Here is a 15,757-nt window from a genome sequence, read left to right on the forward strand (position 1 = left end):
AAAATGCAAAAACTTTATCTGATAAGACATGGAGAAACCCAATGGAATTGTGAATCAAAGACACAAGGCTGTAGAAATATCCAATTAACCAAATTAGGAATAATGCAAGGAAAGCTATTGGCTAATAAGCTGCAAAGAGAAAATGAGGATTTCATAAAAATATATAGCAGTGACCTTGATAGATGTTACTTCACTGCTAAATTAATTAGTGAAAAAATACATGTGGATGTTGAAGTAAATAAGAAACTTAGAGAGATGTCTTTTGGTGCATGGGAAGGACTAACCCTATCTCAAATAGAAAAGGGGTACTCAAAGGAATACATCAGATGGCGCAGGGAACCTCACACCGCATCTATTCCTAAGGGAGAAAACTTAAAAATAGTGCAAAACAGGTGCTTGAATACTGTTAAAAAGATCCTAAATATTCATAATGATGGATCAATAATAATAGTATCCCATGGTGTGGCAATAAAAACGATTTTATTGGGAATATTAGGAATTGATTTAAAGTATTTTTATAATATTACATTGGGAAATGCTTCCCTAAATAAAATAGAATTTAGAAATTATGGACCTGTATTAAGTAACTTAAATGATTTATGTCATTTGTCATAAAATACTAGGAAAAAACATTAAAGTCTACTTTCGCTTCTTTAGTTTCTCAGTAAAATATTCATATTAAATTTTAATGTTAAACCTATATCTAGAGGTGAAAAAATGAGGAAATACCCCATTAACAAATATAAAAAAATTAATAGAATTCTATTAAAAGCATGTGCATTTTCATTTATTTTATTAATCATAACCCAATTTTACTTAAAAATTAGTATTAAAAGTGTTGAACCATTTCTGAATAAAATGTGCAATAAAGATAATTTTAAATTTGAAGTTGTAAAAATAATACCAAAGAATAATAATAGAACTGGTATTTATTAAGCCATAATTATCAAAAAAAGTATATCTATACTTGTTATAGTTAACATATTAAGTTATAATTTTCTTATAAGAATAATTAGATAGGTGAGGAAATTTCATAATTACCTTTTGTGAAAGCTTACTGCTATATAATTTTCAGTATCAGACAAGAGAGTTATTAAATTTTGAAGTTGGTCGATTATAGGTTAAGATTATTATAGATAGAGGATATAAAAATATGCTTATTTTTACATAATCAAATTTATTTTAAATTTAACCACCAGCTTATCTGGTGGTTAATATATTTGTGAGAGGAGCAGCATAGTGAATAAAATAGCAATAGCAATAGATGGCCCAGCAGGTGCAGGGAAAAGTACAATTGCAAAGGAAATTGCAAATATAAATAATTTATTATATATTGATACTGGAGCAATGTATAGAGCTGCTACTTTAAAATTACTGAATAGTAATATTTCTTTTGATGATAAAGAGAAGATAGAAAAAATTTTAAAAAACACAAAAATTGAATTTTCTAATGGGAATATAATTTTGGATGATATTAATGTAAATGAAGAAATTAGAGAGCCTAGAATAAATGAAAGTGTTTCAAAGGTGGCAGCTATGCCCTTTATAAGAGAAATATTGGTAAGTTTGCAAAGAGGGATTGCAAAGGATAATAATGTTATAATGGATGGTAGGGATATTGGAACCCGGGTTTTACCAGATGCAAAATATAAATTTTTTTTAACAGCTTCAATTGAAGAAAGAGCCGAAAGAAGATACAAGGAATTAATAGAAAAGGGATATCAATGTAGTTATGAGGAGACTGTAGATGAGATAGCCCATAGGGATAAATTAGATAGTGAAAGAACTGTGGATCCATTGAGAAAGGCTGAAGATGCGATTATAATAGATACTACGGGTAAGAGTATAAATGAAGTTATTGATATTATATTAAATATTATCCGTAACTAGGAGGTATAGTTAGTTGAAAATATATGTTGCTCAAAACTCAGGATTTTGCTTTGGAGTTAAAAGGGCCTTAAAAAAAACCTTTGATGCAGCCGAGGAAAGGAAAAAGAGAATTTTTACTTATGGACCTTTAATTCATAATAAACAGGCAATAGAAAAACTTACTGACTTAGGAGTGGAATCTGTTGATAATGTAGAAAGTGCAAAGGAATCTACTTTAATTATCAGATCCCATGGCATACCCTTAAGTATTTATGATAAAGCAAAAAAGAAGAATATAGAAATCATTGATGCAACATGTCCTTTTGTTAGAAGGGTTCAAGAAATAGCTAGAGAGTATTATAATAAGGGATATAAAGTTGTTATAATTGGAAACCCTAATCACCCAGAGGTTATTGGAATAAATGGCTGGTGTGATAATAATGCTTATATTATAGAAAATGATAGCGGGGTAAAGGATATTGAATTCACCCCAAAAATGTGTGTAGTTGCACAAACAACTATTACATTGGAAAAATGGAATTCAATAATTGATAAACTAAGTGAAAAAGCTGGTGAACTAAGGGAATTTAATACTATTTGTTTAGCAACCAAGGTAAGGCAAGAGTCCTGTGCTGATATAGCTAAGAAGGTGGATGCTATGATTGTTATTGGAGGTTATCATAGTTCCAATACTCAAAAACTATTTGAAATAAGCAAAAAATATTGTGAAAATTCTATTCACATTGAAACATCTGATGAGATCCCCTTTGAAATGCTTGAAGGTTGTGAAAAAATTGGGATAACAGCTGGTGCTTCGACACCAGAGTGGATAATAAATGATGTTGTAAAAAAAATAGAAAATAAAGGTGGAGATTAAACTATGGAAAACAACAATAGTTTTAACGAATTACTTGAGCAAGATGACAAATTATTTAATGTTCCAAGGCGTGGTAATATTATAAAAGGCAAGGTTGTACAAGTACTAGATGAAGAAGTTGTAGTAAACATTGGTTATAAATCCGATGGAATAATTCCTTTGAATGAGTTTTCAAATAATACTGATATTAATCTTAAAGATATTGTAAATGAAGGTGATGAGATAGAGGTATTAGTTTTGAAGTCTGATGATGGTGAAGGAAATGTTGTATTATCTAAGAAAAGAATTGATTATATAAAGGATTGGGATGCTTTAAAGGAAGCCTTTGATAATAAAGAAACTATAGTTATAAAGACAGGAGAAGCAGTAAAGGGTGGTATTATTGCCTATTATAATGAATTACGTGGGTTTATACCTGCTTCTCAGCTATCTGATCAGTATGTTGAAAACTTAAATGAATATGCCAACCAAGAGCTTAAAGTAAAAGTTATTGAAATTGATAAGAAAAAAAATAAAGCAATTTTTTCACGTAGACAAATTATAGAAGAAAAATTAGAGGAAAAGAGAAAAGAATTATGGAATAATATTGAAAAGGATGCTGTTGTTAAGGGTGAGGTTAAGAGAATAACTAATTTTGGTGCTTTTGTAGATATTGGTGGTGTTGATGGTCTTGTACATATCTCTGAAATGTCTTGGGGTAGAATAAAACATCCAAGTGAAGTTCTAAGCATTGGAGATACTGTAGAGGTATATGTTCAGGACTTTAATAAAGAACAAAATAGAATATCGTTGAGCTTAAAGCAAACAATAAAGAATCCTTGGGCAAATATTGAAGAGAAATATCTTATAGGAGATGTAGTGGAAGGTAAAGTAGTTAAATTAGTTGATTTTGGTGCATTTGTAGAATTAGAACCGGGAATTGAGGGTTTAGTTCATATCTCTCAAATTTCTGAAGATAGAATTGCAAAGCCTTCTGAAGTTTTAGAGCCTGGACAGATTGTAAATGTTAAAATTTTAAATATAGACTCCGAAGATAATAAATTAAGCTTATCTATTAAAGAGGCTGAAGCTTCAAAGGATATGGAAGATTACTTAACTGATAGTGAAGAAAGTGAAAAAACTACAATTGGTGATGTTTTAAAGTTTAAGGAAGATTAATATAGTAAATAGAAAATCCTCAGAAAAAATGTAGAGACTTTTGATTTTTATGAGGATTTTTTATTTATTATCTTTAGAATATTTTTTTGTTCTTTGGTAAAAATATTAATACCCTCACAAAACATTATAAAGACCCCCTTATATTTCTCGTTTGCCGTGTTTATCACGGCATTTTTTTAATTTATACATAATAAAAATGTCGATGCTTATGGAGTTTTTATGAGTGTATATCCTAAAGTCTTTTACTTACATTCCTATAAATGCAAAATTTTTATTTCAAATCTTTATAATTAATATCTTTACAAATTAAAATATTGGGTATAAGATTAAATATTCATATAAAATAATATAATTTGAAATGAGGGCTGAATATGGTAGGGTACGAAGATTTTAAAGTAAAAATATTAAGAAAAACAGGAATTAATTTATCTTACTATAAAGAAAGACAAATGAAAAGACGTATAGAATCTTTAATAAAAAGGAATAATTACAATGCTTATGAGGACTATTATAATGCCATGACTAAAGATAAGAAACTTTATAACGAATTTATAAATTATCTTACAATTAATGTATCAGAATTTTTTAGAAATCCTAATCAATGGAAGGTTCTAAAAGAAGAAATAATACCTAGATTGTTAAATGATAATAGAAATAGGAAATTAAAAGTTTGGAGCGCAGCATGTTCTACTGGAGAAGAACCTTATACTATTGTAATGACGCTTAGTGAATTTTTTGATTTAAAGGATATTGAAGTTATAGCAACGGATCTTGACGAGGAAGCTATAAATAAAGCCAAGGTAGGTCTGTACTCTTCAAAAAGTATTCAGAATTCACCAGAAAAGTTTAAAAAGAAGTACTTTATAAAAACAGGTAATTCTTATAAAATTAGTGAAGAAATTAAAAAATGTGTTAAGTTTAAAAAGCATGATCTTCTTAAAGATAGCTATCCAAGTAATTGTGATTTGATAATTTGCAGAAATGTGCTTATTTATTTTACAGAGGAGGCAAAGGGAGAGATATATACTAAATTTAATGGAGCTTTAAAAAATAATGGAGTATTATTTGTTGGAAGTACTGAGCAAATAATATTGCCTAATAGGTATAAATTTAATCCTATTAAGACTTTTTTCTATGAAAAAATTTAATTTATCTAACCTTTAAATTAACTTATTGTGTTAGTTCCTATATCGGGAGTTTTAATATTTCCTTTTCGTTCATGCTATAAACCTGTTTATATATAATTTTCAAGGGAAAAACAGGTTTATAAAAATCACTCAAATGAAATATTAAAACTCCCTAGTTTATGTTTTAGAACAAAAAATTTGATTTACTAGCACAACAGGTTAAATTAATTTATGTTTATAAAAAAACTATTTGCAAATCAAGGCGAATAGTTTTAATTATTTTGACTAAATACAAATAATTATGTCATCATACATTATTAGTTGAAAAATAATGTTAAAAAACCTCAATATATGAACGAAATTGCTATGAAAAAACTTCTAAAGTTAAAAGGAATTGAGAGCTTTTAAACGAATACATATATTAAACAACTTTAAAAACAACTTTAAAATTTACATTAAGTTTTAGTGTTGTTTGTATATAGTGAAACAATGTCAAACTTTAATTTGTTTCATTATATAATAAAAGATTTAAATAGGGGTGGGAAGATGATTGATGTAAACAAAAGTTACACTATATCTGAAGCAAGTGAGCTTATTGGTTTTCCAAATCATGTACTGAGGTATTATGAGAAGGAATTTGACTTAGAAATACCTAGAAATAAATCAGGACACAGATATTTTACATATGTTGAAGTTGAGAAGTACATATATATTAAAACTTTAAAGGAAAGGGGTTTATCCAATAAGCAGATAAAAACAGTTTTAAACTCTCCGGAGGAGTTAATGAATATGAATGAAGTTGCAGCTACTGTTTTAGATACTGGTGCTGCAATGGTAAAGGATATAGTTCCGCTAAATAATTTGGAAAATGATTATTCAAAAAATATTCAAGAAATAGGCAATATGATTGGAGAAAAGATGGAGGACAATTTTAAAGATCTCAGTAGTACATTGGTTCGGGAATTGAAAGATACATTAGATGATTTTAAAGATGATTATAAAAACAATGATAAAGACGCTTTGATATCAGAAAATGCTAGGCTGAAGATGAAATTGAAGGAGCGAGCCTATGAAACTGCAATGTTGAAAGAAAAATTAAAAAGGTCAGAGAAGAGAAAAGGCTCTATCTTCAAGAGATTGTTCACTGATACAAAAAATGAGATTTAATATATGCAAGTATATTAAATCTTTTTTTCTTTTTTTTCACAAATATAATTGTATACAATTGACAAAAAAGAATACATGTATTATAATATATATATAGACGAGATAAAATCGGGGGAGGAATTAATATGAAAAGACATAATGAAAGCAGAGAAAACACATCAAGGAGAAAATGTGGAATGATAACATGTATACACTGCATTTGTAATGTTTGTACGGCTGATAAATGTGATTTTTATGAAAGAATTTATAGACAGGAGCATTAAAAAAATGCCCTTGAGTTAATCCTCAAGGGCATTTCTATTTTTCCATATTGATGTTTAATAGTTTTCATTTTTATTTTTTGTTTGGATATTTTTCTAATGCAATTTTTAAAATATTCATAGCTTTTCTTAAATCATCTTCATTTAATATATAAGCTAGTCGAACTTCGTCTTTACCTAGCCCTTCCGTTGCATAGAAACCCTCAGCTGGAGCTAACATTATAGTTTCATTGTCCACATCAAATTCTTTAAGTAGCCATATAACAAATTCTTCTGCATCTACAACAGGGAGTTTAGCTATTACATAAAATGCACCTTTAGGTTTTTCACATATAACACCTGGCATTTCTTTTAAAGCATTGTATACTATATCTCTTCTCTTTTGATATTCATTGTGGACATCAAGAAAATATTCTTGAGGTACAGAATATAATTCAACAGCACCAACTTGTTCAAGTGTAGGAACACATAGCCTACCTTGGCATAGTTTTAATATTTGTTTAATTAAATCTTTGTTTTTACTAGCTATTGAACCAATCCTAGCACCGCATGCACTATATCTTTTGGAAATGCTATCTACAATAATTACTCTATCTGATATTTCGTCAATATTACCAAAGCTAGTATACTTAAGGTTGTCATATACAAATTCTCTATATACCTCATCAGCTATAACGAATAAATTATATTCCTTTACTATGTCAGCCACCATTTGAATCTCATCAGGAGTATATACTACTCCAGTTGGATTCCCAGGGTTTGATAATAAAATAGCTTTTGTTTTAGGAGTAATAAGATTTTCTATAGCCTGTTTTTTAGGTAAATGAAAACCTTCAGTTGCTTTGGTAGTAATCGGGACAACGTTTACACCAACTGCTGATGAAAAGCCGTTGTAATTAGTGTAGAAAGGCTCTGGAACCAGAACTTCATCTCCATGATCTGCAACGGCTATTAAAGAGAATAGTAGTGCTTCACTACCACCATTCGTAATAAGTATTTCGTCATTTTCAAAATTTATGTCATACCTCTTGTAGTATTCAATCAAAGCATCAATTAATTCAGGAATTCCTTGTGAAAAAGAGTACTTCAAGACTTTTTCATCAAAGTTTTTTACGGCGTTAAAAAATTCACTAGGAGTTTCAATATCCGGTTGCCCGATGTTCAAATGGTAAACCTTTTTGCCTTGCTTTTTAGCATTTTCAGCTATAGGAACCAATTTTCTTATTGGTGATTGCTGCATGCCTCTAACTCGTTTTGATAGGTTCATTATAATACCTCCTGTCTTAAAATAATGAATTCATAATTATAATAACATATATTTCAGATAATATGTATACAAAATTTGAAATATTAAATTATTCTAATCCCAAAAAATATTTGCTTTTTTTCAAATGATTGTAAAATTCTTGATAAAAATATTAAAAATTGTTATTAATAACAATTGATGATTATTAATAATGGTAAAAAGCATATTTTTTATATAATAAGATTTATGTTATAATTAGTATAATTATTTTATGTTATTATGAGGTGATATAGTGAGATTGGTTCCGTTATCAGTAGTGAGAGAAGGAGTGTTTTTGGCACAAACTTTGTATAATACAAATGGTAAGGTTTTATTAGTTAAAGGGACAAAGTTAACCCATAGATACATAGATAAAATCAGGGAACATGGATTCTATTCTATATATATTTTTGATCGATATAGTGAACAAGAATTGGATGATATAATAAAGCCTCAAATTAGAAGAAAGGCTATAAATACTATTTCAAATATATATAACAATTTTACTATCGTTGATAGTGAAAATACAAATAAATTTAAAAGAAAAAAGTTAATCGGTAAAAGTCAATCTAACTTTGATGAGATTCAAGAATTGGCTAAGTTGATTGTAGATGATATATTCTCTCAACCTAAACTTTTAATTAGTTTAGTTGATATTAAAAGTCTTGATACATATACATATAATCATAGTGTAAATGTTGGAATTTTGGCTCTTACTTTGGGCATTGGATATGGATTAAATAGAAATGACCTATATGATCTCACTTTAGGTTGTATGTTACATGATGTTGGGAAAATATTTGTACCTAATGAGATATTGAATAAACAAGGAAAATTAAATGATGATGAGTATGAAATTATTAAAGAGCATTGTGAAAAAGGCTATGCCTATCTAAGGGAAAATACTGATTTAGGTGCTAAAGTAAGAATTATCTCACTCCAACATCAAGAAAGGTATGATGGTTCTGGGTATCCCCAGGGCCTTAAGGGAAAAGAAATAAGCATTTCAGCTCAAATTGCTTCAATAGCTGATGTATATGATGCATTAACATCAGATCGTCCATATAGAAAAGCATTGTCTCCCCACGAAGCAGTTGAATATTTTATGGGTTCAGGAGGCACTTTTTTTAATATGAATATGGTTAAAAGCTTTCTAAAAAGAATAATACCATTTCCAGTAGGTACAGTTATTAGACTTAGTAATGGGTTTATTGGAACGGTAGAGAAGATTAATCCTAATATGTTATTAAGACCAGTTATAAAGGTTTTAAAATACAATAATGAAAATATTTCTCCATTTTTATGTAATTTGGCGAAAGAAAAGAATATTGTTATCAAGAATGTTGTTTATGATATATAAATTACATATTTAATAGAATTGAATAATTACTTTTTTAATAATCACCTATTTATACCTAGCTTTAAAAAATCTAAAGGACTACCATTAAAATATGTCCTATTCTGAATACCTAAATTAAGGATAATATTCTCATATGCAATTGTCCCAAAATCGAATTGTGCAATTATTTCATTTAAAATTATATTAAATAAAATTATATTAAAAATATTTCATTATTTACCTTGACATTAATTAATATAAATGATAGCCTTACAGAGTAACTAAGTTACAAATTGAAAATTAATGGAGGAATTGTTTAATGAAAGGTAAAGTAAAATGGTTTAATAACGACAAAGGATTTGGATTTATTACTGCAGAAGATGGTAATGATGTGTTTGTTCATTTTTCTGCTATTGAAGGAGATGGGTTCAAAAGTTTAGAGGAAGATCAAGAAGTTGAATTTGAAGTTGTTCAAGGAGAAAAAGGACCTCAAGCAACTAATGTAGTTAAATTTTAAATATAATTTTATATTTTAATATAAAGACTACTAAAAAGCCCTGAACTGTTTCAGGGTTCTATAATTTTTTGAATTGCATAGGGAGCTGTATGGTGAAATTTAATTTTCTCAGGTAATCTCTGAGAATTTTTTAAGCTCCTAAAGTTTTATGAGCGTATATCTAGAGATAAAGTATTAGATTAAATATTTATATAAATGGCAAAAACACCTATTATAGATATTCCAGTAAAACAATTAATTTACACATATGAAAAATCCCCGGAAACATTGGATATTTTCATACGCATAAATTAAGTTTTACTATTAGAAATCTATATGTTAGGTGTTTTTATAATGTTTAAATTGACATATATATAAGATGGGTATACAATTTAATAAAAAAGAGTCGAATTTTGACGAATGATGCCAGAAATACACGAATCACATGAGAGGGGATGATATCTAAAATAAGTAGAAAAACTTTGCAAAGTATTGTTAAAAGCTTCATAATTCTAATTTAAGGAGTGAAAAAAATGAAGTCCCTAAAAAGTAGAATGATAATCAATATGTCTATAAGTATTATAGTAATAATTGCTATAATTGTTAGTGTAGTAGGGATCAATACACGGAAGAATTCACTAGAATCTGCTTATGAATCAACTGAAATACAAGGAAGATTGGCTGCTAAACAAGTGGAGCAGGAATTAGAAGATTCAATGGATACGGCAAGGACTTTAGCAAATAGCTTTGAAGGTCTTAAACAAGCAGGTATACCTGACAGAAGAAAAATTAATTCTATACTTAAAAATGTATTAGCTGAAAATCCTGAAATTTTTGGTTTGTGGACAATATGGGAACCAAATGCTTTTGATGGTGAAGATGAAGTTTTCAAAAACACCGATGGTCATGACGAAACTGGAAGATTTATTCCATATTGGTACTATAGTGGAGATAGTATAGAGTTAATTCCATGCGAGGGTTATAAAACTCAGGGAAGTGGAGACTATTATTTAAAAGCCAAAAATTCTGGTGAAGAAATAATACTTGAACCTTATACATATGAAATAAATGGAAAGAAAATACTAATGACATCCCTTTCAGTACCTATTAAAATTGATGGAAAAGTTATTGGAGTTGTAGGTACTGATATATCTTTAGAAAAATTACAAGCCATTAGTGATGAAATTAAGCTATATAAATCAGGCTATGGAGTTATTATATCCAACTTAGGAACTTATGTTACCCATAAAAAAGAAGAATTGTTAGGAACAAACATTATAGATACAGATATGAATAATAAAGAAGAAATGAAAAAAGCAATTGAGTCAGGTGAATACTTTAATACAATTGCGATATCAGAAGTCAATAATAAAGAGAATTATATGCAGCAAGTTCCGATAAAAATAGGTAATACAAAAACGCCCTGGTCAGTTGCAGTATCGGTGCCAATAAATGAAGTTACACAAAAAACCAATAAATTGATTCAAATGTTAATAATAATAGGGATATTAGGATTATTGGTTTTAATTGGTATTATCTATATAATTTCAAGTAGAATAGCATCGCCTATAAAAGTTTTGTCTGATATAATTGACAAGCTATCAAATTATGATTTAACCTTGGATAAGAATAGTAAAGCAGTAAAATATACAGAAAGAAAAGATGAAATTGGAATTATATCTAGAGCATTAACAACAATGCAGCAAAATCTTATTTCTTTAATTAAAAATATTTCTCATGATTCTGAGCAGGTTGCCTCTTCTTCTGAGGAGCTTACAGCAACTAGTCAACAATCTTCAACAGCTGCAGAAGAAGTGGCTAGAACAATAGAAGAAATTGCAAGGGGTGCTGGGGAGCAGGCAAAGAATACAGAAAATGGTGCAGCCAATATTAATGTATTAGGTAATCTGATAGAAAAGAATCAGCAGAATATAAGAGGGCTAAATGAATCTACTAAAGAAGTAGATTTGTTAAAAAATGAAGGTATTGATATTTTAAAGGAGCTTGTAAAAAAGACCGATGAAAATAATATGGCATTAAAGGAAGTAAATGAAGTTATAATGAATACTAACGAAAGTGCAAAGAAAATAGAAAATGCAAGTCAAATGATTAAAAGCATAGCAGAGCAAACAAATTTATTGTCACTAAATGCAGCGATAGAAGCAGCAAGGGCTGGAGAATCTGGTAAAGGTTTTGCAGTGGTTGCAAATGAAATAAGGAAATTGGCAGAGCAATCCAACGAATTTACAGAAGAAATTGCTAATATTATTGGAGAATTGACTGATAAAACGGAAAAAGCAGTAGATAATGTAAAGCAAATTGATAAAATTGCAGCATCTCAAACTGAAAGTGTAGAAAAAACCAGTGAAAGATTTGAAGGAATTAATCATGCAATAGAGAAAATGAAAGATGTAATAAAAAATATAAATAATTCTGGTGAAGAAATGGAAGTTAAGAAAAATGAAATTATAGATATAATAGAAAATCTATCGGCTATATCTGAAGAAAATGCAGCAGGGACTGAGGAAGCTTCGGCATCAGTAGAAGAGCAAACAGCTTCTATGGAAGAAATTGCAAATGCAAGCGAAGCATTGGCAAAATTAGCAGAAGAAATGCAGGAGAGTATTTCTAAATTTAAGTTTTAATAATTGTATGAAGAGCTAACCATTGGTTGGTTCTTCTTTTTAAATTTTTAGTCAAATATTTATAGGAATAACCAACTATAAACAAAGTGTTATAAATTTATATTTAGATTTGAAATCTTATATATAATAAATAAAGAAAGGTAAAATTATATTGTTTGTTAAATAGACAACAAATATGTACAAGGTGATAATATTATGATCAAATGAATTTATTACAAATATTTAAAAATTACCTATATTTACCTTTTAGCAATCGTTTTGCTATTAATATTTGCAAAGAAATAACTGTCAAATTTAAAAGATATTGATAAAATTATAACAATATGTTAATATCTCCTTAGGATCATTAAGTTATTTAATGACATCATAAATTTAATAGACTAAATTTATAGGAGGGGTATCATCATGGAAAAGGTTTTATCATTATTTGAAACAATTAATTCCTTTGTATGGGGGCCGCCATTATTAATTTTATTGGTAGGTACTGGAATATTTTTAACATCAAAATTAGGCTTGCTTCAAATAGTAAAACTACCTTTAGCACTTAAGTATTTATTTTCAAAGGATGATGATTCAACAGGTGAGGGGGATGTATCAAGCTTTGCAGCTTTATGTACAGCTTTGGCGGCAACTATAGGAACAGGAAATATAGTTGGTGTTGCCACTGCGATAAAATTAGGTGGACCTGGAGCTCTGTTTTGGATGTGGATAGCTGCTTTCTTTGGTATGGCAACAAAATATTCAGAGGGTTTATTGGCGGTAAAGTACAGAGTTACTGATGAAAATGGTGAAATGTCAGGTGGTCCAATGTACTACATAGAAAAGGGTCTTGGAAATAAATGGCTGGCAAAGATTTTTGCTATATTTGGAATAGGGGTTGCCTATTTTGGTATAGGTACTTTTCCCCAGGTAAATGCCATAACTAATGCAATCAAAATTTCATTGAATCTGCCTATTGCAGTAAGTGCACTTATTCTAACTGTTTTAGTGGCATTGGTTACACTTGGTGGGATTAAAAGTATATCAAGGGTATCTGAGTTAATAGTACCATTTATGGCAGTACTTTATATATTGGGAGCATTAGCAATTTTATTGTATAACTATAAATTAATACCTCAAACTATTGGGTTAGTTATCAGTAGTGCTTTTAATGGAACAGCAGCTACAGGGGGCTTTTTAGGAGCTGGAGTAATGCTTGCTATAAGAAGTGGAGTATCAAGGGGAGTATTTTCTAATGAATCTGGTCTTGGTAGTGCTCCAATAGCAGCTGCTGCAGCTAAAACTAAGTCTTGTGTTAGACAGGGGTTAATTTCAATGACTGGAACTTTTTTCGATACTATTGTTGTTTGTACCATGACGGGTTTAGTTCTTGTAATGACTGGAGTATGGAATTCAAATTTAGAAGGAGCTGCAATGACAAACGAGGCTTTCAGAATAGGCCTTCCTACAGCATTTATTGGTCAGTTTATTGTTACTGTAGGTCTTTGTTTCTTTGCATTTACCACTATATTGGGATGGAATTATTATGGTGAAAGATGTACAGAATATCTTTTTGGAGTAAGGGGAATAAAACCATATAAATATATATTCATATGTATAATAGCTTCGGGAGCATTAAATCTCAAATTAGATCTTATTTGGATTATGGCAGATATAGTAAATGGATTAATGGCAATTCCAAACCTTATTGGAATTATAGGTTTAAGCGGTATAATTGTCAATGAAACTAGAAAATACTTTAATAATGGAAAAAAAGTAAAAACATTATAAGGAATTCGAAAGAGATAATAAAAATTAATTATAAAGTCCCTATTTTAAAAAGGTAGGGACTTTTTTTTATTTATTTAGAAAAATAAAAAGTTGAGAAAATATATATTATATTGGAATTTTATTCAATATTTCACCTTGATTGTTTTCTTATGTAAAAATATAATAATATATATAAAATGTTTTTATTATGTTAGGGGGGATAAATTTGCGAAAAGAGAGAGTGTCAGAGATAATTGCTTATTTTAGATCAGATGTAAAATCGGTTTGGAATGTTGTTACTAATAATTTAGATTACGGATGGAGAAGCGATATAGATCATATTGAGGTTTTGCCTGGAGAAAAGGAATGGATAGAATATAGCAATGATGGAAAAGCAACAAACTTTATGATGACAAAAAAAGAAAAATATAAGAAATATGAATTTAATATGGGAAATAAGATGTTTACTGGATATTGGACGGGACATTTTTCCGAAACTGAAAACGGAGGGACAAAGGTTATCTTTACTGAAAATATATTTATTAAAAATCCTATTGTTCATTATATTTCATATTTCATTTGGGATTTGAAAAAGATTCAAAATATATATATTGTAGATTTAAAAAAGAAATTAGGTGAAATATAAACATGGCCATGACAAAGGACGAAATAATAGAATACTTAAATGAAATCAAATCAGATAAGTTCAGAAAAAACATTATTAAGCTTGGAATTCCGGAAGAAAAAAGTATTGGTGTCTCAACAGGTGAAATAAGAAAACTTGCAAGAAAAATAAAAATAGATCATCATTTAGCTGAAGAATTATGGGTTGCTGGATATCATGAAGCTAGACTGTTATCTATCTTAATTATGGATGAAAGTAAAGTAAGCTTAAATTATGTTTCACAGTTAATGAAGGATGTGATGTCCTGGGATTTATGTGATCACATTTGTAAAAATCTTATTATTAAAATGCCATCATATGAGGAATTGATTTTTGATTGGTGTTGTGACCATAGAGTCTATTATAAACGTGCTGCATTTTCCTTAATAGCATCTACTATGATCCATAAAAAAGAAATTGAAAAGGATGAAGTTAACAGATATATTGATATAATTAGAGAATGTGGTGATGACAGTAGAAATCATGTAAAGAAGGCTGTTAGCTGGGCGTTAAGAGAAATTGGAAAGAAGGATTTTGATTGTCAGGAACAGGCGATTCAACTGGCATATGAATTTATTGAAGGTTCACAAAAAAACCTCAATTGGATAGGAAAAAATGCCTTAAAAGAGCTTGAAACTTTAGTTTCAGTTAAAGAGCGTGGTCGATTATTGTCATCTAATTCTAAGATGGGTAAAAGGATACAGAAAGATACATAGGGACGGTTCTAATGTATCCTTAATATCTAAGTGGCTCAATTGAATCTGGTTAAAATGTGAGACTAAATATTATATAGTATAGGGTGTTATTGTGTATATACAAATATATTTTTATAAATAGAATAATTTGGCTAAAATGATAAATAATAATATTGTATCGGTATAAAATTATTTTTAAAAAGGAGGAGAAATAAATGCAAAATAGAAATGCAAGGCAGCAAGTACAAGATGTATATACACAACTTCAAACTTGTAAGAATAATTTAAATCAAGCTGTTAATTCAGTAGAAAAACAACAGAATAAGGTTCAAATTCAAAATACTATAGCTGCAATCGATAATGCAATATCTACTGCTAATAGAACTCTTTCAAACTATCAAGAATAAATACAAAATTATAGTTAAA

Annotated in this window: 15 protein-coding genes; 14 read left to right on the forward strand and 1 reads right to left on the reverse strand. The window is 29.0% G+C overall.

Translation table 11 applies throughout. From position 1 onward, the window contains the following. Window positions 1–3 precede the first annotated feature (3 nt). The 7 genes from B5X81_RS12865 (at window position 4) to B5X81_RS27485 (ending at window position 6,461) form a co-directional block, all read left to right on the forward strand. Window positions 4–615 carry a histidine phosphatase family protein gene (locus tag B5X81_RS12865; protein WP_079492211.1) on the forward strand — a complete coding sequence of 204 codons (612 nt, stop codon included), beginning with the start codon at window positions 4–6 and terminating at the stop codon, window positions 613–615. Window positions 616–1,239: 624 nt separating this feature from the next. After that, window positions 1,240–1,890, forward strand: coding sequence for a (d)CMP kinase (cmk, locus tag B5X81_RS12875; protein WP_079492214.1), 651 nt, complete (start codon window positions 1,240–1,242; stop codon window positions 1,888–1,890). Window positions 1,891–1,903: 13 nt separating this feature from the next. Next, a complete protein-coding gene (locus tag B5X81_RS12880) occupies window positions 1,904–2,746 on the forward strand; it encodes a 4-hydroxy-3-methylbut-2-enyl diphosphate reductase (protein ID WP_079492215.1) in 843 nt (280 codons plus the stop codon). Between the two features lie 3 nt (window positions 2,747–2,749). Further along, on the forward strand, window positions 2,750–3,904 hold the full coding sequence (rpsA, locus tag B5X81_RS12885; RefSeq protein WP_079492217.1) for a 30S ribosomal protein S1: 1,155 nt from the start codon (window positions 2,750–2,752) through the stop codon (window positions 3,902–3,904). 371 nt (window positions 3,905–4,275) lie between these two features. Beyond that, on the forward strand, window positions 4,276–5,052 hold the full coding sequence (locus B5X81_RS12890; RefSeq protein ID WP_079492218.1) for a CheR family methyltransferase: 777 nt from the start codon (window positions 4,276–4,278) through the stop codon (window positions 5,050–5,052). Window positions 5,053–5,577: 525 nt separating this feature from the next. Next, window positions 5,578–6,198: a MerR family transcriptional regulator gene (locus B5X81_RS12895; protein ID WP_170917407.1), complete on the forward strand. Its 621-nt coding sequence runs from the start codon at window positions 5,578–5,580 to the stop codon at window positions 6,196–6,198. A 125-nt stretch (window positions 6,199–6,323) separates the two neighbouring features. Further along, the gene (locus tag B5X81_RS27485; protein ID WP_170917408.1) at window positions 6,324–6,461 is read left to right on the forward strand and encodes a hypothetical protein; all 138 of its coding nucleotides are present in this window, start codon (window positions 6,324–6,326) and stop codon (window positions 6,459–6,461) included. Between the two features lie 70 nt (window positions 6,462–6,531). On the opposite strand, the gene B5X81_RS12900 is transcribed toward B5X81_RS27485, so the two are convergent. Beyond that, on the reverse strand, window positions 6,532–7,725 hold the full coding sequence (locus B5X81_RS12900) for a pyridoxal phosphate-dependent aminotransferase (protein WP_079492221.1): 1,194 nt from the start codon (window positions 7,723–7,725) through the stop codon (window positions 6,532–6,534). A gap of 271 nt (window positions 7,726–7,996) precedes the next feature. Here B5X81_RS12900 and B5X81_RS12905 point away from each other — a divergent pair, with 271 nt between their 5' ends. The 7 genes from B5X81_RS12905 to B5X81_RS12935 all read left to right on the forward strand — a co-directional run bounded on the left by B5X81_RS12905 (window position 7,997) and on the right by B5X81_RS12935 (window position 15,738). Beyond that, window positions 7,997–9,103: an HD-GYP domain-containing protein gene (locus tag B5X81_RS12905; RefSeq protein ID WP_170917409.1), complete on the forward strand. Its 1,107-nt coding sequence runs from the start codon at window positions 7,997–7,999 to the stop codon at window positions 9,101–9,103. Window positions 9,104–9,401: 298 nt separating this feature from the next. Next, window positions 9,402–9,599 carry a cold-shock protein gene (locus tag B5X81_RS12910; protein WP_079492224.1) on the forward strand — a complete coding sequence of 66 codons (198 nt, stop codon included), beginning with the start codon at window positions 9,402–9,404 and terminating at the stop codon, window positions 9,597–9,599. A gap of 512 nt (window positions 9,600–10,111) precedes the next feature. After that, entirely contained in the window at window positions 10,112–12,223 is a 2,112-nt protein-coding gene (locus B5X81_RS12915; protein WP_079492226.1) for a methyl-accepting chemotaxis protein, read from the forward strand. A gap of 405 nt (window positions 12,224–12,628) precedes the next feature. Continuing rightward, window positions 12,629–13,993, forward strand: coding sequence for an alanine/glycine:cation symporter family protein (locus B5X81_RS12920; protein ID WP_079492227.1), 1,365 nt, complete (start codon window positions 12,629–12,631; stop codon window positions 13,991–13,993). Window positions 13,994–14,198: 205 nt separating this feature from the next. After that, window positions 14,199–14,618: a hypothetical protein gene (locus B5X81_RS12925; RefSeq protein WP_079492229.1), complete on the forward strand. Its 420-nt coding sequence runs from the start codon at window positions 14,199–14,201 to the stop codon at window positions 14,616–14,618. Between the two features lie 2 nt (window positions 14,619–14,620). Further along, window positions 14,621–15,352, forward strand: coding sequence for a DNA alkylation repair protein (locus B5X81_RS12930; protein ID WP_244282090.1), 732 nt, complete (start codon window positions 14,621–14,623; stop codon window positions 15,350–15,352). A 194-nt stretch (window positions 15,353–15,546) separates the two neighbouring features. Further along, window positions 15,547–15,738: a hypothetical protein gene (locus B5X81_RS12935; RefSeq protein ID WP_079492230.1), complete on the forward strand. Its 192-nt coding sequence runs from the start codon at window positions 15,547–15,549 to the stop codon at window positions 15,736–15,738. The last annotated feature ends 19 nt before the right edge of the window (window positions 15,739–15,757 follow it).

It is taken from the genome of Maledivibacter halophilus, from assembly GCF_900167445.1.
GTDB classification, from domain to species: domain Bacteria; phylum Bacillota; class Clostridia; order Peptostreptococcales; family Caminicellaceae; genus Maledivibacter; species Maledivibacter halophilus.

Excerpts from the sequence above, each read along its gene's own strand:
- B5X81_RS12910 (WP_079492224.1), top strand. The coding sequence starts at position 9,402 with ATGAAAGGTAAAGTAAAATGGTTTAATAACGACAAAGGATTTGGATTT.
- B5X81_RS12915 (WP_079492226.1), top strand. The coding sequence starts at position 10,112 with ATGAAGTCCCTAAAAAGTAGAATGATAATCAATATGTCTATAAGTATT.
- B5X81_RS12920 (WP_079492227.1), top strand. The coding sequence starts at position 12,629 with ATGGAAAAGGTTTTATCATTATTTGAAACAATTAATTCCTTTGTATGG.
- B5X81_RS12895 (WP_170917407.1), top strand. The coding sequence starts at position 5,578 with ATGATTGATGTAAACAAAAGTTACACTATATCTGAAGCAAGTGAGCTT.
- B5X81_RS12865 (WP_079492211.1), top strand. The coding sequence starts at position 4 with ATGCAAAAACTTTATCTGATAAGACATGGAGAAACCCAATGGAATTGT.
- rpsA (WP_079492217.1), top strand. The coding sequence starts at position 2,750 with ATGGAAAACAACAATAGTTTTAACGAATTACTTGAGCAAGATGACAAA.
- B5X81_RS12930 (WP_244282090.1), top strand. The coding sequence starts at position 14,621 with ATGGCCATGACAAAGGACGAAATAATAGAATACTTAAATGAAATCAAA.
- B5X81_RS12935 (WP_079492230.1), top strand. The coding sequence starts at position 15,547 with ATGCAAAATAGAAATGCAAGGCAGCAAGTACAAGATGTATATACACAA.
- B5X81_RS12900 (WP_079492221.1), bottom strand. The coding sequence starts at position 7,725 with ATGAACCTATCAAAACGAGTTAGAGGCATGCAGCAATCACCAATAAGA.
- B5X81_RS27485 (WP_170917408.1), top strand. The coding sequence starts at position 6,324 with ATGAAAAGACATAATGAAAGCAGAGAAAACACATCAAGGAGAAAATGT.
- B5X81_RS12890 (WP_079492218.1), top strand. The coding sequence starts at position 4,276 with ATGGTAGGGTACGAAGATTTTAAAGTAAAAATATTAAGAAAAACAGGA.